Source organism: Ihuprevotella massiliensis (assembly GCA_900095835.1).
GTDB classification, from domain to species: Bacteria; Bacteroidota; Bacteroidia; order Bacteroidales; family Bacteroidaceae; genus Alloprevotella; species Alloprevotella massiliensis.
Window position 1 is genome coordinate 1 of the sequence record LT608321.1, and the last position, 19942, is coordinate 19942.

Annotated in this window: 12 protein-coding genes, 2 rRNA genes and 1 CRISPR repeat array; of the genes, 5 read left to right on the plus strand and 9 right to left on the minus strand. The window is 44.4% G+C overall.

The window, feature by feature from the left end; all coding sequences use genetic code 11:
* Positions 1-2706: ribosomal RNA gene (locus tag BQ2633_RS00055) — 23S ribosomal RNA — on the plus strand; the annotation flags it as partial.
* A gap of 107 nt (positions 2707-2813) precedes the next feature.
* Positions 2814-2924 (plus strand): 5S ribosomal RNA (rrf, locus tag BQ2633_RS00060).
* Positions 2925-3216: 292 nt separating this feature from the next.
* On the opposite strand, the gene cas2 is transcribed toward rrf, so the two are convergent.
* The 6 genes from cas2 to cas5c all read right to left on the minus strand — a co-directional run bounded on the left by cas2 (position 3217) and on the right by cas5c (position 9058).
* The gene (gene cas2, locus BQ2633_RS00065) at positions 3217-3507 is read right to left on the minus strand and encodes a CRISPR-associated endonuclease Cas2 (protein WP_075564445.1); all 291 of its coding nucleotides are present in this window, start codon (positions 3505-3507) and stop codon (positions 3217-3219) included.
* A 22-nt stretch (positions 3508-3529) separates the two neighbouring features.
* A complete protein-coding gene (cas1c, locus tag BQ2633_RS00070) occupies positions 3530-4558 on the minus strand; it encodes a type I-C CRISPR-associated endonuclease Cas1c (protein WP_075564446.1) in 1029 nt (342 codons plus the stop codon).
* 31 nt (positions 4559-4589) lie between these two features.
* The gene (gene cas4 / locus BQ2633_RS00075) at positions 4590-5267 is read right to left on the minus strand and encodes a CRISPR-associated protein Cas4 (protein ID WP_075564447.1); all 678 of its coding nucleotides are present in this window, start codon (positions 5265-5267) and stop codon (positions 4590-4592) included.
* A 122-nt stretch (positions 5268-5389) separates the two neighbouring features.
* Entirely contained in the window at positions 5390-6232 is an 843-nt protein-coding gene (gene cas7c, locus BQ2633_RS00080) for a type I-C CRISPR-associated protein Cas7/Csd2 (RefSeq protein WP_075564448.1), read from the minus strand.
* Between the two features lie 196 nt (positions 6233-6428).
* On the minus strand, positions 6429-8348 hold the full coding sequence (gene cas8c, locus BQ2633_RS00085; protein WP_075564449.1) for a type I-C CRISPR-associated protein Cas8c/Csd1: 1920 nt from the start codon (positions 8346-8348) through the stop codon (positions 6429-6431).
* A complete protein-coding gene (gene cas5c / locus BQ2633_RS00090; protein ID WP_075564450.1) occupies positions 8345-9058 on the minus strand; it encodes a type I-C CRISPR-associated protein Cas5c in 714 nt (237 codons plus the stop codon). The genes cas8c and cas5c overlap by 4 nt, the downstream gene beginning before the upstream one ends.
* A gap of 475 nt (positions 9059-9533) precedes the next feature.
* Positions 9534-9901: direct repeats of the CRISPR family, unit length 33 nt; unit sequence GTCGCAGCCCGCTTGGGCTGCGTGAATTGAAAC.
* A gap of 515 nt (positions 9902-10416) precedes the next feature.
* Between cas5c and BQ2633_RS00095 the strand changes: the two genes are divergently transcribed.
* Positions 10417-12093: a glycoside hydrolase family 25 protein gene (locus BQ2633_RS00095; RefSeq protein ID WP_083233873.1), complete on the plus strand. Its 1677-nt coding sequence runs from the start codon at positions 10417-10419 to the stop codon at positions 12091-12093.
* A gap of 242 nt (positions 12094-12335) precedes the next feature.
* Positions 12336-13250, plus strand: coding sequence for a dihydrodipicolinate synthase family protein (locus tag BQ2633_RS00100; protein WP_075564452.1), 915 nt, complete (start codon positions 12336-12338; stop codon positions 13248-13250).
* Between the two features lie 879 nt (positions 13251-14129).
* Here the strand turns inward: BQ2633_RS00100 and BQ2633_RS00110 are convergent.
* From BQ2633_RS00110 to BQ2633_RS00120, 3 genes are all read right to left on the minus strand, one after another.
* Positions 14130-14732 (minus strand): transposase, encoded by a 603-nt coding sequence (locus tag BQ2633_RS00110; RefSeq protein ID WP_346048677.1) that lies wholly within the window; start codon positions 14730-14732, stop codon positions 14130-14132.
* A gap of 261 nt (positions 14733-14993) precedes the next feature.
* Complete coding sequence (locus tag BQ2633_RS00115; RefSeq protein ID WP_075564454.1) at positions 14994-16982, minus strand: carbohydrate-binding domain-containing protein; 1989 nt, start codon at positions 16980-16982, stop codon at positions 14994-14996.
* A complete protein-coding gene (locus BQ2633_RS00120) occupies positions 16979-17353 on the minus strand; it encodes a hypothetical protein (RefSeq protein ID WP_075564455.1) in 375 nt (124 codons plus the stop codon). The genes BQ2633_RS00115 and BQ2633_RS00120 overlap by 4 nt, the downstream gene beginning before the upstream one ends.
* A gap of 878 nt (positions 17354-18231) precedes the next feature.
* On the opposite strand from BQ2633_RS00120, the gene BQ2633_RS00125 reads away from it, so the two are divergent.
* Positions 18232-19659 carry a carbohydrate-binding domain-containing protein gene (locus BQ2633_RS00125; protein ID WP_083233874.1) on the plus strand — a complete coding sequence of 476 codons (1428 nt, stop codon included), beginning with the start codon at positions 18232-18234 and terminating at the stop codon, positions 19657-19659.
* The last annotated feature ends 283 nt before the right edge of the window (positions 19660-19942 follow it).

Below are 19942 nucleotides of genomic sequence, written 5' to 3' on the forward strand. Positions count from 1 at the left end.
ACATCTTAGTACCCCTAGGAAAAGAAAATAATAATGATTCCCCTAGTAGTGGCGAGCGAACGGGGAAGAGCCCAAACCATATAGATTTCGGTCTATATGGGGTTGTAGGACCACGACGTTGCACGAAGTACGGTTAGAGGAACGCTTTGGAAAGAGCGACCATAGAGAGTGACAGTCTCGTACTCGACAATCGTATGAAGCATAGTGGTATCCTGAGTAGGGCGGGACACGTGAAATCCTGTCTGAATCCGGCGGGCCCATCCGCCAAGGCTAAATACTCGTAAGAGACCGATAGCGAACCAGTACCGTGAGGGAAAGGTGAAAAGCACCTCTTTTAGAGGAGTGAAAAAGTTCCTGAAACCGTACGCCTACAAGCGGTCGGAGCACCTTATGGTGTGACGGCGTGCCTTTTGCATAATGAACCTACGAGTTACCGTCGTCGGCAAGGTTAAGTGCTATGAAGCACGTAAGCCGAAGCGAAAGCGAGTCTGAATAGGGCGCATAGTCGGCGGTGGTAGACGCGAAACCAAGTGATCTACCCTTGTCCAGGTTGAAGTCCCGGTAACACGGGATGGAGGACCGAACCAATAAGCGTTGAAAAGCTTCTGGATGAGGTGAGGGTAGGAGTGAAAGGCCAATCAAACTTGGAGATAGCTCGTACTCCCCGAAATGCATTTAGGTGCAGCCTCGGGCGTTCCCTGTGTGAGGTAGAGCGACTGATTGGATGCGAGGGCTTCACCGCCTATCAAGTCCAGACAAACTCCGAATGCACACAGGCTAAGCCCGGGAGTGAGGGCGTGGGTGCTAAGGTCCACGCCCGAGAGGAGAAGAATCCTGACCACCGGCTAAGGCCCCGAAATATAGGCTAAGTTAAACTAACGAAGTGTGGTCCCCGTGACAGCTAGGATGTTGGCTTGGAAGCAGCCATTCATTCAAAGAGTGCGTAACAGCTCACTAGTCGAGGGACTGTGCATGGATAATAATCGGGTATAAAGTCTATTGCCGAAGCCGTGGGATATCAAATGATATCGGTAGGGGAGCATTCATGCGGCCTTGAAGATAGAGGATAACCTCTGTTGGAGCTTCATGAAAAGCAAATGTAGGTATAAGTAACGATAAAGAGTGTGAGATGCACTCTCGCCGAAAGACTAAGGTTTCCAGGGCAACGTTAATCGTCCCTGGGTCAGTCGGGACCTAAGGTTCAACCTAATGGTGATGCCGATGGCAGAAACGGTTAATATTCCGTTACTATCTTTGTTGGCGATGTGGAGACGGAGGAGTGACACTTCCGCGAGCTGACGGAATAGCTCGTTAAAGATTGTAGGTTATGAGGATGGCAGGCAAATCCACCATCTGAGCTGAAAGTCGATAGTATACAGCGTCTTCGGACAATGTAATAGTGAAGGTAATCCTACTCCCGAGAAAATCCGCTAAGCTTAACAGCAAAGATACCCGTACCGTAAACGGACACACGTAGTCGGGTAGAATATACTAAGGCGCTTGGAAGATTCATGGTTAAGGAACTAGGCAAATTGACCCCGTAACTTCGGAATAAGGGGTCCTCACAGCAATGTGAGGCGCAGAGAATCGGCCCAGGCAACTGTTTAACAAAAACACAGGGCTGTGCAAAATCGAAAGATGCAGTATACAGTCTGACACCTGCCCGGTGCTGGAAGGTTAAGAGGAGAGCTTAGACTCCGGTCGAAGGTTTGAATTGAAGCCCCAGTAAACGGCGGCCGTAACTATAACGGTCCTAAGGTAGCGAAATTCCTTGTCGGGTAAGTTCCGACCTGCACGAATGGTGTAATGATCTGGGCACTGTCTCAACCATGATTCCAGTGAAATTGTAGTATCGGTGAAGATGCCGATTACCCGCGATGGGACGAAAAGACCCCGTGAACCTTTACTATAGCTTAACGTTGTAATTGGGCAGTCGATGTGTAGGATAGGTCGGAGGCTATGAAGCAGGCACGCCAGTGTTTGTGGAGCCGCTGTTGAAATACGACCCTTTGGCTGTCTGGTTCCTAACTCTCAGATGAGAGGACCGCGTTTGGTGGGTAGTTTGACTGGGGTGGTCGCCTCCAAAAGCGTAACGGAGGCTTCTAAAGGTGCCCTCAGGCCGATTGGTAACCGGCCGTAGAGTGTAATGGCAAAAGGGCGCTTGACTGAGAGACCTACAAGTCGATCAGGTGCGAAAGCAGAGCATAGTGATCCGGTGGTTCCGTATGGAAGGGCCATCGCTCAAAGGATAAAAGGTACTCCGGGGATAACAGGCTGATCCCTCCCAAGAGCTCATATCGACGGAGTGGTTTGGCACCTCGATGTCGGCTCGTCACATCCTGGGGCTGGAGAAGGTCCCAAGGGTTGGGCTGTTCGCCCATTAAAGTGGCACGCGAGCTGGGTTCAGAACGTCGTGAGACAGTTCGGTCTCTATCTATCGTGGGCGTAGGAAATTTGCGTGGCTCTGACACTAGTACGAGAGGACCGTGTTGGACTGACCTCTGGTTTACCGGTTGTGGCGCCAGCTGCACCGCCGGGTATCTACGTCGGGATCGGATAAGCGCTGAAAGCATCTAAGTGCGAAGCCGGCCACAAGATTAGATTTCCTCATAAGGGTCGTTGTAGACTACAACGTTGATAGGGTGTAGGTGTAAAGACGGTGACGTCAAAGCCGAGCACTACTAATTGCCCGAAACTTCTATTCCTTTGGTGGAATACACTTAAAGCTGCTTTGTTTGCTTGTTTTCTGAATAAGAAGACTAAAGTTAGAGTTACAAGGAGAATGCGAAAGCGTTGCATGTTCAAGAGATATTTCCGGTGGTTATAGCGACGGGGTTCCACCTCTTCCCATTCCGAACAGAGAAGTTAAGCCCGACCGCGCCGATGGTACTGCACACCCGCGGGAGAGTAGGTCGCCGCCATTTTACGAAAGCCCTGAGTTCAATATGAACTCGGGGCTTTTTTGTGTTCATACGGTTATATTATTTCTGAGAATGCATAATGAGCTTCAAAATATATTCTACGCCGTTAACTAGTGCAGTTGCTGATATTCTATGTTTGTACTCTCATATCCTGGAGAGAAGCACTGATTAGCTTCAAAGCATTATTTTTGCTGTTATGTAGGTTTTGTCAGTAAAAGTGTGTATGCTCTAAAGTTTGGATTTTATGGTGAAAGTAATAGTTCAACATAACTAATAGTGCCTAGACGTTCCTTGATTATATCATCAGCGTACCTTCAACTTCATAGGAAGTCTTTCTGCCAAAACATTCGATGTGCGCTCTGAAATTTTTTCCTAGTTGGTAGATGCGCAGGCAGTCTTCATCTGGGTCGATAATACGTAGTAACTCATGTTTCAGACTAACAAATTGTGATGCATCTACCAGACATTCAAATACAGAATTCTGTACGCGTTGTCCATAGTTATTACAAATCCTTGCTACATTGCGTAAGCGTTTAGCACCTGATGTTGTAATGGTGCAGACATCATAAGTTATAAGAACATACATAGTGTTTTAGATTTTCTGGTTATTATGTAAATAGGAATACAGGGTAGTTATCTATATCACCGCGAAGAAAACGTGATAGTAGTTGAGCTTGTGCGTAGGGTAAGAGGCCGATAGGGATTTTTTCTTGTAGGAAGGGATGTGTTATCACATCCTTTTTTCTCTTTTGCCACATACTTATGAGTTCCTTTCTTGTGTCTTCATGAATAAGGTACCCATTTTCGCCCTGCACTACAAAATCGTTTTTATGTATTTGTCTTTTGTTTATTACAGATAGTACAAAACGATCTACTAGATATCCTCTCAATTCTTCCATGAGGTCTAATGCTAAACTGGGACGTCCTGGGCGGTCGGTATGCAAGAAACCCACATAAGCATCTAGACCTACTGTTTCAAGTGCTGCTCTCACATCATGTGCAAGTAATGTATAGAAGAAAGAAAGTAGGGCATTAACTTCATCTTTAGGTGGTCGCTTACTACGTTTCTCAAATTGAAATTCTGGATTCAGTATCAAATGTTTGAAAACCCCAAAATAGATATTTGCAGAGTATCCTTCAACTCCCATAATCTCGAGGCGAGTATGTTGGTGGGGAAGCATACCAAGTTCTCGTTTTAGGAGGCAGATAGCATTCTCTATTTCTTCAGTAATAGTTTCATCTGGGTGGTGGTCTCTCAGAAATCGTCGAAGTATACAGCGGTGGTTTGCTATTTTACCCCCAATGAACAGAGAGCCAAGGTGAGTTGAGAGTAACTCATCTTCACTCATTCTATATTGTGCACGCCTTAGCAATACGTTTCCTTTTATCGCTCCTTCAAGACTACCAATAAAGTGTCCAGAAGGGGAGAGAAATGAAAGTTTTACACCATGATCAATGCACAGAGCCATCGCACCTGGAGAAGCTCCCATGAAGGTGAAGCAGACAACGCTCTCAAGATTGTGTATAGGGACTCGCAAAGCTATCTCATCCTCAATCTTTACGGCAAGACTCTCTCCATCTTTTTGCAAGTAAGCATTGGGAGTGAGTACATACAATGTATTGAGCAGGTGACGCATAAGCCAGAAGTATATAGAGGTTTAGATATTATCACCATTCTAGATGCTCTGTAATATAGTTCGAGGCAGAGGTCAATTGGGATAGTTTAGGAAGGCAAAGGTCAATCAGTGAGCAAGAACGGCAATGAGGTTTATAAGTTGGAGGTACGGGGCTGTTATGTAGCGCAAGTTCGTGCATGTCTTCTGCTGTCTTCATGGTTTCATTTCGCAGAGATAAATCAAAAAGCACAATCTCACGATGTTTGGTTTCTCCGTAGTATAAGAATCCTTTAGCGATATGGGTATTATAAAGGTCTTCGAGGGCAATTGCTTCCGCACAAAGTTGCAGTCGGTCAGCATTGTGTGCTTTAGGGCGTCCTCGCTTGTATTCGATAGGTGTAGCGCACCAATTTCCAGGATAATTAGGATGGATGAAACCTCCCTCTTTGTTCTCCGATGCAGGCGTTAGTTCGACTGCATCGGAGAAACCATAAAGCCCGAGGGTAGGTGATGCAAGAGGTACACTCCGGAGAGTAATCTTATCCCTTCGTTTCGTTGTTATTTCAGCTTGGTGTACCTTCTTATGAAGCCAATTTCCTTCCATAGTAAGGGCGTTGTCCTTCCAAAGTTGCTCAATATGGATAAGATACCATTGTCGAGGACAAAAGCAATAGTGCTGGATGCCCGATAGCATGAGCATATCATCTTCGGTATAGACGATTTTACCCATAGGTCTAAGTGGTGAAGAAAATCAACTCAACTAGATTCTTATTTGTTGTTTGCAATTGTAGCAAATTGAGTCTATAGTATAACTATCTTCTACAAACGGATCTAGTCAAAAAAGCAAATAAATTAGATGAGATCAAGCAATTCAACCCCTTCAGGGAGGGCAGAAGAATCAATGCTGACCACGTAGTCACTGAAACTACGAGGAGCGTCTACATCAGCTTTCTTTTCAACCTTAACTAAATCAAAGAGTTTGTGAGCGGGTGCATTTCCTAATTTACTGTTGTGCTTGAACACAATAAGTTTGCGGGCTGCCATAAGACCGCGAGCTGCAGAACGATCTAGATCAAACATGTTCGTTAGGGCATCCCAAAACAACTGAAGGTCATCTTCTGAAAATCCAGTATCTTGCGACAAAGCAGCAGAGATAAATCCATGAGTGCGGTAGAGAGCATAAGGCACAGTAGACTTACGTCCCATTGTGTGCTTTTCATCGTCGTCTACATCTACCAAACGTGTGATAGTGTGTTCAGAGGGAAAAATAGGATCGATAGATCTACCAAAAGTCAGTTGAATAGGACCACGCACTTGACCTGCATTTTTTCCTGTAGTCATTACTGCACCAAAGGCGCGAACATCATAATAGTTAAGGCACATGTAAGCGCGTGCATCTTTGAACTCTTTGACATTCGTATTATCATAGGCGGTTGCAATGCTTTTGTTTAGTGCTGCATTTTCACGAATGAAGATATTAGTTGTTGCTTGGCGTGCTTCATCAAAAGCCTCACGTTGCAACATAACATAGTTGCGCACCTTTCTTTTAAGACAAACATCTGTGATGAGACCTTGTCCTGTTTGGAAGTCAATGCGAGGTGTGTTGCCTGCGTCTGGGTCACCGTTAGGGTTACCATCTTGCACATCATAGAGGAAGACAAAGTCGTAGCGATATTCAAGGGCTTGAGTAGACATATTTCTGAGATATAAGTGGGTTAGATGATTCTAATAATAGTATCTAGTACAAATAAGACGCTCTGACGCTTAGCTGAGCTATGTAGTGTGACTTATTAAAGCTAAGAGAAGCAAGCATCAGAATAGTGATGTTATACAAGAAGAGTTACGGGAATTTGTTGAACACATCGTTTAGGGCGATACATTGTTTTACGGTTTACTCCGCCACTTCTTCGGTGGCAGCCTTCTCTTCTGCTTTCTCGTCTCGGTAGTTTTTTTGGTGATAATAGGCCACCGCAAAGATGCTCTGTTCGTCGGGCGTGAAGTGAGCAGGCAGAGCCGACTGTCCCCCAGGTAGGAGATTCACAACCTTTCCCAATTCACGTTCAAAGTAATAGCCCAAACCTCCGCTATCGCGTTTGATTTTAGTCAAATGATGTTGAGCCAGTTGGAATAGGCGACCAAACACCATGTTAGGAGTAGCAGATGCCATTCTGTAGTATCGGTCGGTGATGTTAGCTTTCACTCCAGGAATAGCGAGTTCTTGGATACGTTCGAGCAAGGCAAAGGCGCGACCAGCCACATAGGCTGGATGAGAATTATTGAGATCTAATGCCATGGCGAGTATAGGTTGCTTGTATTTACGATTGATATAGGCTTTAAGGATAGCAGCTCGTAGTTCAGTGACAGGATATTTACTTCGTCCATCGTGGTGAACGCGATCAAGGCAAGCCATTTGTAGAGATTGAGGGTAGGGCAATCCCTTTACGATGCTTTCCACGATGCCTTGCACCAAAATAGGAGACCATTTATCGGCAGAGTCAGCTGTTGAAACAGCACGCACTAGACTAAAGACAGAACGTAATGGAGGACGCTCCTCATCAGGATTTCGGTTTTTGAAACTAACGATGTTGAGGTCTTTCAGATGTTGTATCGTATTTCCTACGATTTCTGAGACGGTACCTTCCATCCATAGTTTAACGCATACACGTTTAGCATTGGGAATGAGTCCAAGTAAATAGAATCGTTCTTGGTTCTGCCAACTGATGTATCCCTCTTTCGCAGAAGTCATCACGCGTAGTGCCTTCATCACTCGTTCGCTTTCTGCTGTAGGGTCTGCTTTATCTTTCTTAGTTTTCTTCTTAGTCTTGCTGGTCGTAGAAGGATTTTCTTGAGCATCTTCCTCTTCCTCTTCTTGATTGATTAAGCCACTGAAAGTTGCTTCTTTATACGAAGCCATCAACTCATCAAGACTTACTCCAAAATTTTGCTCTTGGCTCACTATTTCTTGATTATGTGTCAGTGTGCTCCAAAAAAGGAAGGTAGTATTTCCTAATTTGTAGTTAGTAGCGGCATCTTTATCGAGTAGAACATTGATAGCAGCCATAGCTGCATTAGAGGCTTTTTGAGAGATAGGTGCATTGCTTCCCTGTTCCTTGCCATAAGAATTGAAAGCTGAGAGATTAAAGCTAATCAACGAAGGGTTAGCTTGTCCACCAGGAAGCTTGATAGTGTCGTGCAATCGTGCTAGAGGAAGAGCCTCACCAGTGATGAGATAGCGTCCTATCTGTTCTTCTCCTGCTGATTGTTCTGCTGCTAACTCGCCCCAAACTAGATTCGAGTCAGAAGCAATCACTTCATTGGCATCCGTCGTATTGCTCAGCTTAAATACGATATTGGGACTTTTTTCTTTGGGGTTAGTAAAGAGCTCTCGAGGCACCTTCAAATGTTCCTGCTGTGCATAAAACGCTCGTATAGCACGTACGCCTTCATGTTGAGGATGTTGTTCTGCTAGTTTGTTTACTAGTTTAAGGAAGGCCTCGTGCTGTAAGGGAGCTAACTCTGCTTTTCGTTCACTCTCGTCTGTGGGGATGTTGAGAACATACCCAGAATGATCCCAAAGAAGATTCGCTGTCTCATAACTCTTCGAGCCAGTTCTTTTCTTATCCTTAGCCACAAGGAAAAGTTTACCTTTTGGGGTCTTTTTTTTGTCACGTGTATCTTCAATCCCCACATACAGACCTTCTGGAGTGATGGTGATTACAAAAGGGATGGGCTTCCACTGCATCCCTTCAGGTGTTGTTTTCCCATTGGCCTCAAGAGATTGGTATAGTTGATATAAAGCTTGTAAAATCATCGCAAAACCTCCTCACTATCATAATCAGGAACGACAATCACTCCATGTTCCATCTTCGCATCAAAAAAAAGTGGATTGGGGCTTTTCTCTTTCTTCTTTTCCTTGGGGTTAGTAGGTGATTCGTAGATATAATCTAAATCATAGAGCATAATCCCCAAGTCACGCGTTTCTTCAATACCATGCCCTTCTGGCTGTTGAAGAAGTAATTCAAATGAACAAGAGAATTCTCGACATCCCAAATAAGGTTGCATGAAGCATTGCCCTTTAGAAGCGCGACGTTCAAACATCTCGAAGTATTTCATCGGGGTTTCAGCTGCAGAATCCTTACATTCTTGCTGCAGCCATTTAGGACGATCACCAAGAGGAATAAATTCTAAGTCGGCAAACACTCGATATGCCACATCACGCAATATATAACTGGTTCGCTGTTGTCTATTTTTAGGATCATCTGCATAAATAGGATTCTTGCCCATCTTACTGCCTACCTCATTTCGTTTGATGGAAGTGCGATTGATGGGATGTAAAACTTCTATGCGCCGTATATGCCAGCGCATTGAGGGTTTCCAAAAAATAGCAGAGAAGATGTTGCGAAGTGCAGAAGGTGTCGGCACATCGTAACTTACGCGTTCTACCTTCAGTTCAGGTCGAGTAAAACAAGCAAAATCTCCTCGTATTTCGAGGCAAAATGTCTTTCTATTGCTGTTTATCATATGATGATATCAGTGGAAGGGTTACGATTGCAAATGTATTATTTCTTGTTGAGATAACCAAATATAAATATATATCTTTTTGTTTTATCTTGTTTCTTTCTTGAAACTCCTTGTGACACCGTTGTTGAACGGTGTGAAATCTCAATTACTCTCTATTAACAATGTGATGAGATTCGATGCTCCTAGCCATAGTTTGTAAGTCAGTAGTGGATAATGAGGTTACTCGTTTCTCTAATACACCTTTCATAGTATATGTAATATTGATGGAACATACAAAATCTAACGATTGTTAGACGAATATTTTCGGTTGCGAACCCCAAGTGAACATTATTTTGTTGGAGTTTCGCAGTGCTTGATTATCAGTTAGTTCTAGTTCAATAGCTTTATCTTCTTCATCTAAAATAATCACTGATAGGGACTTTCGCGATTTATCCTTTGAGAGAATCTCTTTTTTTGTTGTATCTTTGCAGCAACCGTCGCAGCCCGCTTGGGCTGCGTGAATTGAAACGGATTTGGCATGGGAAAAAGCCCTCGAAGCCGAGTCGCAGCCCGCTTGGGCTGCGTGAATTGAAACGCGATGTAGGTTGGAATTGCCGTGGCTCGTTGCACGTCGCAGCCCGCTTGGGCTGCGTGAATTGAAACATCATCGATCCCTTCACCGGTGCAACGCGCGATGGTCGCAGCCCGCTTGGGCTGCGTGAATTGAAACTCATAAACAAGGTAAGGGTTAAGTCCAGCACGCTGTCGCATCCCGCTTGGGCTGCGTGAATTGAAACGAAGCGTCTGGGAGACCACGATGTCTCTTTGCTTGTCGCAGCCCGCTTGGGCTGCGTGAATCAATGCTAATTCATTGCAGTGGGCACGATAGTAATATCAGTCTCCGTTTATTCGGATGGAAATCAATTTTCATCTCTGATATGAGTCTAGTAGCGCAGTATTCAATTATCAAATATTAGAAGAACACTTAAACAGAAATGATTCAATAAATCTGAGATAGACTTTTGTATCATGGGGAGATTTCTGTAACTTTGCACCATCAAAACAGACGTTGGGGCAACTTTTTCTTTGCACCTACCTCTACTTCTTGAGTTTAGACTAGAAATGAGTAGGGAAAAATGAGCAAGAGAGTTTAGGTACCACCATCGTAAGAGCATCAATAAGCCGCATACAAATAGAGTATAGTTCGAATGCGCAATTAGAATTGCTCTGTATCAAGATTGGAAGTCTGAAAAAAATGAGTTTGCCATAGGAGAATCAGAATATTCAAACTGGCTTTTTTCAGGCTTTTACGAATCATCCTTCCTCCTTTTGAGACTGTAGACAGTCTAAGGAGAGCCTCCATTCATTAGACCACTCGAATGAAGAAATACCTTATTCGCACTTTAATATCCTGTTTAGTCCTAGCACAGTTTGTCGTGCTTGGACTTTATTTTCGTCTCACCCGCGATGGCGTCAACACCTTGGTGAACGTCAGCGCACGCAGTGTGTATGCGCTCCCTATAGGGGCAAAAGACACCCTCTATTTTGACGATGTTTTCCCCGATAGTGTCCGTTGGGTCAGCGATAAGAGAGCTAGGGTAGAGCAGTTGCGCACTGTGATAGGACGGAGAGTTTCGAGAGAAAATCTCGTGCAAGCCACATTCGTAGTGCGTAAAAAGGTACTATCTGGAGAAAAGTTGCATAAAATGCTATTGTCTTATGCCAAGGCAGAAGAAAAGCGTGTGGTATCGAATGAGCAACACCTCAAAGAACTGGCGTATTACGCTAAAACCCATAGTGTCATCGACGAAGGTTACAACGAAGTGATGCGTTATCGCGAACAGCTTCTCCAAGACCACCAAAACCAGGTGAGAGCTTTTCATAAGCTAAAGCGTTATCTTGCGGAAGTTCAAACAGATTCTGGAAAGCACCCAAAGAAGTTACGCGCCTATCGACGTATGCAATATAGCGTCAACGGGCAAGCGTATCAGCGTACTGAAGACGCAGGCAACAGTTTCTTCAAAAATCCCAATAAAACACCACACTTGGGCTTGCTAACCCTTGCCCCTGTTGCAAACGAGCCGCAGAAAGGCATCGATGGAAAAAGCCTGTATGCCTATCTCCGTCCGCTACCTGACACCACACATCTAGAATTCACAGACAGTCTCGGTGTTCATTATCGCTTGCAGCTTGTGAGCAGTGTGCCCAAAACATGGAGCGGCACGCAACTTTCTCCCGATGGCACCTACTATGAAGGGCTTTTCAATGCCCAATATCAGCGCCATGGACAAGGTTTTGCCGTGGATCATCACATCGTGAAGAGTGGAGAGTGGAAGGAAAATCGCTATCGTGGAGAGCGTATGGTCTACACCCCCACGCGAGTCTACGGCATCGATGTGTCGCGCCACCAACATGAGAAAGGCCGCAAGCGATATCCCATCCATTGGGATCGACTGCGCATCACTCATCTTGGCAGTATCTCCAAGAAAAAAGTGTCGGGAGCAGTGGATTATCCTGTGAGCTTCGTCTTCATTAAGGCCACCGAAGGGAAAAGCCTGGTCAATAAGTACTACCTTTCCGACCTTCGTGGTGCGCGTGCGCAGGGCATTCCCGTAGCCCCCTATCATTTCTTCACGCATCTCAGTTCCGGTATAGCTCAAGCCCGTCACTTTGTCAAGCATGTCCGTTTGCCACTTGCCACCTTGCCACCAATGCTTGATGTCGAACCTTCGAATGCCCAAATTGCCAAGATGGGAGGGCGTGAAGTCCTCTTCAAAGAAATGCTCATTTGGTTGCATCATGTGGAGCAACATTCCCACCATCGTCCCATCCTCTATGTGAGTCAGCAGTTTGTCAATCAGCATCTCGTTCATGCCCCCGAAGCGCTGCGCAAATATGATGTATGGATAGCACGTTATGGTGAGTTCAAACCCTACGTTAAACTCACCTTCTGGCAACTTTCTCCCGATGGTAAGGTTCGAGGCATTCACGGAGATGTAGATATCAATGTCTATAATGGCACAAAAAGCGATTTTCACGCTTGGCGCAATTCGTAGCCAGTGCCCTTCGACATCGAAAGAGCACTAAGCACACACCACAGTCTTAGAGATGCCAAGGCACAGTTCTCCCTTTTCCACCGCAAGTCCTGCTTTGGGCTTGCGGTTTTTTGTGGCTGGACATCTTGTAAAAAGGTGAAAACAGGGCTTCTGGCTACTATTTTTTACAGTAATCTCTCCACAATCCCGAAATATAGTGCTAACTTTGCTGTGTAATATACCACTAATTCTTCCTTATCATCATGGAAAAAATCAAAGGACTCATTGATGCTCCCTTCACACCGTTTCACGAAGACGGTAGTCTCAACCTCGCGCCTATCCCCGAATATGCCGCCCTTCTTGCTCGCAATGGACTGAAAGGCGTGTTCATCAACGGATCTTCCGGCGAAGGCTACATGCTCACAGAAGAAGAGCGCATGCAACTTGCCGAGGCTTGGATGGCAGCAGTGCCTGAAGATTTCAAAGTCATCGTGCATGTGGGTAGCACCTCTGTGATGAGCAGTCGTCGTTTGGCAGAGCATGCTCAGAAGATTGGGGCATGGGGCATTGGTGCCATGGCCACTCCTTTCCCAAAAATCGGTAGCATCGAACAACTCTGTCGCTATTGCGAAGAAATCGCTTCAGCAGCTCCCAATCTCCCCTTCTACTATTATCACATCCCAGCTTTCAACGGAGCGTTCCTCTCTATGTACGATTTCTTGAAAGCCGTAGATGGTCGCATCCCCAACTTCGCAGGTATCAAGTACACCTTTGAGAGTCTCTACGAATACAATCGTTGCCGTCGCTATCAGAATGGTAAATTTGATATGCTGCATGGACAAGACGAAACCATCCTCCCTTGTCTGGCCATGGGCGGTGCACAAGGTGGCATTGGTGGCACCACCAACTACAATGGTCGTTGTCTCACTGGCATTCTCGAAGCATGGGAGAAAGGCGATCTCGAAAAGGCGCGTCAGCTCCAAGACTTCGCACAAGACGTCATTGATGTCATCTGCAATTTCCGCGGCAACATCGTGGGTGGCAAGCGCATCATGAAGCTCATCGGTCTTGATCTCGGTCCTAACCGCGTGCCTTTCATGACTGTCACCGAAGAAGAAGAGCTAGAACTTCGTCGCCAATTAGAAGCCATCGACTTCTTCTCACATTGCAATAAATAAACACAACTGTGGCAGAGCATGAGCTGTGATAAGCTCTTCTGTCCTCGCCCCCTTTGTGGGCTATATTCATCAGTCCCTCATCGCATTCAGGAGATGCCATGAGGGACTTTTTGGTGGACAGAGTTGTCACGAATCGGAGGTGAGGGTAATAAGCAAGCATTTGCCTGTTACCACCATCGCAACGGCAGGAGCAAGTAGGGCAGAGGAGGCGTGATAGGTTTAAGAAAACCCAACAGAAAAAACTCACGTTTTTAACACGCCCTCGCAATTAACCCGCCAGATGTGGATGATTATCGCAGCCACGCAGCCACTGAAAGTCCAGAAAATGGGAGTTTTTAGTGTGGGAAACAGCATGGATAGGACTTTCCTAGCTACGAAAGTGGAGAAAATTCCCCAACAATGGAATTATTCTTCCGAGAAATGCCAAAAATTCTCCGAGAAAAAATGGAAAATGTCCGACAAAAATCAGAAAAACTCCGAGAAAATTTGAAAAACATCGCACGAAATCTGAATAGACCTGGGAAGAGTGGATGAATAGATCAGATTCGGCACCAGAAGCTCTGCTAGATTTATGAAAACTCATGCTAGATAATAGCTTAGATTTTAACATTTCAAGAAACAGCGCTCTTGAGTTTCTGAGTAGATTCAAGGACTAGATTTTTGTTGGTTGATTTTATATTTCTTATATTTGCGATCTAGGGGCAAGCCTTACTCCCATGAACCTGTGCCGTCCTTTTATAATATCATTTTCCCTTCGCAAGCACTTGCATCATTCCTTTGAAAATATTGCTGTCTGGTAAACTTCCAAACAGCACAAGAAAGTTTCCCGAAGCCCTTTAGAATAGGACTTCGGGCTTTCTTTTTCAAAAAGCAAGCCCCCTAATCGATTAATGATGGTTCCGAGGGTGGAGATTTAGCTCTTTCAGCCCAAATCGCACACTCATCCTTTTGAGGATCTTCCATGAAAGCGATGAAATTAGTGTAATACATGAGCGTCAATCTAAGCATGGTTACGATTTGAGAAAAAGAAACGTGTCTTTTTATCATTCTAGAGAGCACTGTGCACAAGAGATTGGCAATGAGTACTACCCAGGTTTGTATCTGGATGGCATTCACACTCTCACCATAGAAAAAGTGCAAAGGAAAATTCTGTTTCAGTTGTTTGTAGAGCGTTTCTATAGCCCACCTGCGCTTGTAGATTTCAGCAAGTTCCTGAACCGATAGTTCAAAATTGTTGGTCAGCAACGTCACCGACTTACGAGAGTTATTGCTCCATAGCTCTACACATCGGGCTTCGTGCCTTACCTTCTCTTTCTCAAAAAGAATGTGTTTGTCGATATGAGTGACTAGACCATCACGAGAAACATAGGCTGTAGAAGAGAGCTCCTTGTAGCTGAGATTCTTCTTCATCTTAGTCACATAGCAGACACCTTCTTCGGTAAGCCTTTGAAACTGTGCATAGTCTATGTAGGCTCTATCCAGTGCTCAGGTTCTGATTCAATACAATACAAATCCTCTGGGTCAAAGTGACTAGCCTGCAACACTAGAATTCCCCGTTGTATGATATATAAGAACGAAAGTGACCTTTGTCATAATGAGATTTTTTTAATGCCTAAAGGTACAAAAACTTTAGGAAATAGCAAAGCCCTGGCTTGAGAAAGTCGGGGCTTTGTGCATAAAAAAGAGGATGTGTACATTTTGACACACCCTCTTTATAATCCTTTTACATTCTTCTTTACAAGATTAGCGACCGCTTGAGCTGCTTGAATAGGTTGAAAGTGACACGGTAGAGCCACCGCTAACGGTAGAGCCGATGTTAGCCATACCACCGAAGTAAGCAGTACCACCACTTACGGTTACACCTGACTTCAAAGATGGGGTAGATGAGGTGTAAACAACGAGCTGCTGGCTGCTGCTACCCTGGCTACCACCAGGACCGCCACCTCTTTGGCTACTTGATGATGAGCTGGTAGGAGTCTTAAACGCCAATGCGAGGTCGCTGCCGTTATAGAGAGCATACCAGCTGCTGGCTGTCCAAGAAGAGGTGTACTTACATGTACCATTGCTGATGCTTGAACCGCTCTCCAATCCGCCTACAGCGATCACCGTACCGCCACTGATGTAGAGTTTCTTCTGGTCCTCAGAGTTGGCGTCGATAGCTACCTCTGGAGAAGATGCACCGATAGCATAAACCACACCACCCGAGATATAACAGTTGCCGTTAGCATCGATACCATCGTTGTTAGAACTCTTTGCAAATATATAGCCGTCTGAGATGGTTATATTCTGAGCCGCATTGATAGCGTCGTCGTAGGCATTGACAACAACCTGTCCACCTGTAATGTTCAGATAGTTCTTACTCTCAAGTCCCTCGCCATTCGTACCACTGGTAGTAATGTTGATAGTACCGCCACTGATGACAACACCACCAGAGTAGGTGTAGCTGCTACCGCTCTCAGTCTTAAGACCAGCCTTGATACCCTTTGGTGCAGAGTAGTAGCTGCTGCTTACATTATCGGTATTACCAGTGTAATTAGTGTTCTCTGTTGTACCATTATTATAGTAGAGACCACCAGAAGTGACAACGGTGATTGTGCCATCACTGACAGTCAGCACACCATCACATTTCATACCCTTACCACCAGAGCCAGTAGCTGTGAGGTTCAGTGTACCGCCAGAGATAGTTATATTGCCATCGCTGCTTAATCCGCAAGCTGCCTTTGTCTCAGCATCATCGCTATCCCACTCACCAGCGCCCGAGGTGCTAATAGTGATAGTACCATCGCTAACCTTCACATCGCCTTCAGCCTTGATACCCTTGGCAGCAGTAGCTGTACAAGTGATATTGATTGTACCACCGCTGATATAGATGTTACCGCTGTCCTCGTCCTCATGGTCAGTAGTTTCGCCTGTTGTGCCAGTATCAGTGTCTTCGATATCACACTGAATACCATCATCGCTCGTACCGCTAATGGTGAGTGCACCGCTCTCCATAAGGAAATACTGCTCGCAGTTGACACCATCACCCACAGCCGATGTGATGTTGATAGTAGCATTCTTCAGACTCATATACTCACCAGTCTTGATACCATGCTTCACGTTACCCACAATATTGAGCGTACCTTTCTGGGCAAACTCTGCGTGTCCCTTGATATAGAGGCAACCCTTCTGTGAGCCACTGGCAGCATCGGTCAGTGTGTTGGTAGTACCTGTAACAACCTTCACCTTAATGCGCTTGCTGTTCTGTACGTGTAGGGCAGCACCGCTATATACAGGAGTTGCGTTGGTCAGAGTCAAACCATTCAATTCGATGGTAGCCTTGTAAGAACCTGATGTGTAGAACTCTCCGTCTGTTGAGGTACCTGATAGGGTATAGGTAATCTCCTCAGCCAAGTCGCTACTCTGTGCGATGCTAACGTGAGCACCACTGACAGTTGGTGTGACATACTTTGCGATATTACCTGCCACTGTCACAGCAGCAGAAGTACCGCTATAAGTTACGCCGATTGCACCATCAGTAACAGTTGTGTTATCAACAGACATACTGCTGATGTCGCTCAAAGTGAATTCCTTACCCATAATAGTCAATGTAGTACCATTGCTATAGGTCATATCGCCTGTCTGTGAAGCTGGGAAAAGATAAGTAACACTACCCACCTTTACATTCAGTGTCTGTGCTGCTGCTGTTATTGTCAGCATAAGGGCAGCTAAAAGTGCATAAATCTTTCTCATTTCACTACAATCTTATAAGTTCCTGTCTTTGTCTTTACTACATAAACGCCCTTCTTCAGCTTGTCTTTTGACATCTTCTTACCGCTCAGGTCATAAACCTCAGAATAGTTCTTTAGGTCTTGAACAGTAATGGTTTTGATGTCTGTAGCTGTCTCTTCTGAAGTAGAGAAATACATCTTGGTCAAATCCGAGAGAGTAAATGTCTTGCTACCAGCTGTCAGCGTGGTGCCCGAGATTGAGATGGTCAACGACGATACCGAAACAGAAGCCTTCGCTCCGTCGGACGTCACAAAAGTTAGATAGGTGTAGTCCTCGGCATGAGCCGTAAGCGTACCTAACATAACTGCTAAAAAGAGATAGAGTTTCTTCATACACTTAACATTAAAAATTATTACTTTATTGAGATGACACAATCCTAATAGCATCGTTGACACATCGGCTATCGAGAATATAGTCTTTCTACTTTTTTTTACTACTAAATATTTGTACCGTAATATACTTCTGTTTATGTCTCTATACTGATAAGTCTAATGTTTTGTTCCAGCAAAAGGTCGACAGGTGTCGTAATCAAAACGTTATCCAAATTTAGTCGTGGACAATGCCACCGAAATATATACTCTCTAAGTTTAGAGGATTTGGTGTATATCTATTTGTTATTTACTAATCATTTGACAATCTGTCTGCGAATATACATATAATCTATGTTATGAACAATTGTTTGTCGAAGAAATTAGAAGTGTTTTTTTTTGTTATAGAGTTTTTGATTACCTTTAATCTTTGGCCTTTGAGTTTTGACCTTTGAACTTTATGATTTGAGTTTAACCCTTGAACTATATCGGTAATCATAATTATGGATTATGAATTAATCCAAGATGTATTTGTCTTTATATTCTTTCATTGTATCTACTAATCTTTTTTGTCGAAATGCTTTAGAATTCGGATTATTATTTTTATCTTTGTCGCCAATGACAGAGATGTATTCTTTTGACGGGCGTATTAAGGAAACATATACTCTTATAGGGATAACATCTATAAAAGAAATAACAATAGCCCCACTACAGTCTTGTAACACTGTAGGAGAGGTGACTTTCAGAGAACTTACATACCGCTCTGCGACGTATCTTAAATTACCCCTTAGCATTCACTTTGCTGAGATTAAATGATACTGGTCTACGCTAACAGTCTATTCACACCGTTTTTGGATTTCACTGTCAGTAACTAATTATTTACCTGTTAAATTTTAGCAAAGATGAAGAAAACTGTCTTTATGTTGTCTTGCCTGAGCTTTTTGAGCGCAGGAGTGTTGACATCTTGTTCAGAGGATGACAACAATGGTACAACAACCACCACGACGACCACCACAACAGCATCGCAGACTGTTAGTACAACAACGCTTACGGATGCGACAAGTGACGACTTGAGCGATCACAGCTTCAGTAACACTGTTACTATCGCCCTCAGCGGCACGAGTGCTACTGTTACCAACAATGTTTCTGGTGTAACTGTGACTAATGGTAGCGGTATTATCAATATCAATTCTACTGCTTCTGGCGTAGAGTATGTTCTCACTGGTTCTTACACTGGTTCTGTAAACATCGTTAGTAGTCAGATTGCTAAGGTTACACTTAATGGTGCTACAATTACTAACGGAAGCGGTATCGCATTGAACCTCGCTGCTCCAAAGGTATTCGTTAACTCTACTTCTGGTACAACCAATACCCTTACAGCTACGCCAACCAGCTCTTCACAGGCTGCTCTCTACAACTCTGGTAAGCTTGTGTTCTTAGGAAGCGGTACGCTGAAGGTTGTTTCTAAGGCATACGACGCTATCTATAGCTTGTATGGTATCACAGCAAGTGAGACTACATTCAACATCACATCAGCACTCGATGGTATCAAGACTATCGACCGTCCTATCACATTGAATAGCGGTACTTACACTATCAACTCTGTTGCACGTGGTATCCGTACTATCTCTTCAAGCTCTACCTATGCTACATCAAGCTCTGCTCATAACATTATCGTGAATGGTGGTACCTATAACCTCACTGCTACTGGTGAGGATGGCGAGGGTTTCAAGGCATACGCTTCGTTGACTATCAATGGTGGTACTATCAACGTAACAGCTTACGACGATGCAATCTCAGCAAACGTTGATATCGCTGTGACAGGTGGTACAATCTACGCTACAAGTACAGCTTCTGACGCTTTCGACTCTAATGGTACACTCCACTTCTCTGGTGGTACATCAATCGGTGTTGCTACAAACACAGCAAACGTAGCGTTTGACTGCGACCAGAACGACTTTGTAATCACTGGTGGTACACTCATCGGTCTTGGTTCTGATAATACTTCAACACCAACTTCAGCATCTACACAGCCTTCAGTTCTCCTCGGTAAGAGCAACTCTTCTTATCGTTTCGGTTCTGTGTTGATGAATATCCAGTCAACAACTGGTGGCTCCTCTGTTGTTACCTATAAGATTCCACAGTCTTACACAACTCTCTTCGTGTCATCACCAAACTTCACAACTGGTACAAGCTACACTATCTACACTGGCGGTAGCAGCACTGGTACAGCAACCAATGGCCTCTACTCTGGTGGTACTTACACAACAGGTACATCAAAGGGTACATTCACTACAGCTACTACAGCGCCTTACTTGTCAACACTCTAAGTTTTAGTACACATAATGTTTTAAACTCTACCTGCTCGCAGAAATCTGTGAGCAGGTTTTTTTTTGTTGTCCTTTGACGTCTGCCCATTCTTTTTCATCTTGCCTACTATACTAATCAAAATTATGCCTTAGCAATGTAATCGCTTTTCGTATCGTCAAGGCTTTGATCTTTTTTATTGCTGTCCGGTAAACTTCCAAACGGCACAAAAAAGTTTACCGGACAGCAATATTTTTTTCCAACAAGCAAAGTAACAAAAGAGGCTGAAATCCTGCAAGAGGGTTT

Excerpts from the sequence above, each read along its gene's own strand:
- cas2 (WP_075564445.1), bottom strand. The coding sequence starts at position 3,507 with ATGTATGTTCTTATAACTTATGATGTCTGCACCATTACAACATCAGGT.
- cas1c (WP_075564446.1), bottom strand. The coding sequence starts at position 4,558 with ATGCGTCACCTGCTCAATACATTGTATGTACTCACTCCCAATGCTTAC.
- cas4 (WP_075564447.1), bottom strand. The coding sequence starts at position 5,267 with ATGGGTAAAATCGTCTATACCGAAGATGATATGCTCATGCTATCGGGC.
- cas7c (WP_075564448.1), bottom strand. The coding sequence starts at position 6,232 with ATGTCTACTCAAGCCCTTGAATATCGCTACGACTTTGTCTTCCTCTAT.
- cas8c (WP_075564449.1), bottom strand. The coding sequence starts at position 8,348 with ATGATTTTACAAGCTTTATATCAACTATACCAATCTCTTGAGGCCAAT.
- cas5c (WP_075564450.1), bottom strand. The coding sequence starts at position 9,058 with ATGATAAACAGCAATAGAAAGACATTTTGCCTCGAAATACGAGGAGAT.
- BQ2633_RS00095 (WP_083233873.1), top strand. The coding sequence starts at position 10,417 with ATGAAGAAATACCTTATTCGCACTTTAATATCCTGTTTAGTCCTAGCA.
- BQ2633_RS00100 (WP_075564452.1), top strand. The coding sequence starts at position 12,336 with ATGGAAAAAATCAAAGGACTCATTGATGCTCCCTTCACACCGTTTCAC.
- BQ2633_RS00115 (WP_075564454.1), bottom strand. The coding sequence starts at position 16,982 with ATGAGAAAGATTTATGCACTTTTAGCTGCCCTTATGCTGACAATAACA.
- BQ2633_RS00120 (WP_075564455.1), bottom strand. The coding sequence starts at position 17,353 with ATGAAGAAACTCTATCTCTTTTTAGCAGTTATGTTAGGTACGCTTACG.
- BQ2633_RS00125 (WP_083233874.1), top strand. The coding sequence starts at position 18,232 with ATGAAGAAAACTGTCTTTATGTTGTCTTGCCTGAGCTTTTTGAGCGCA.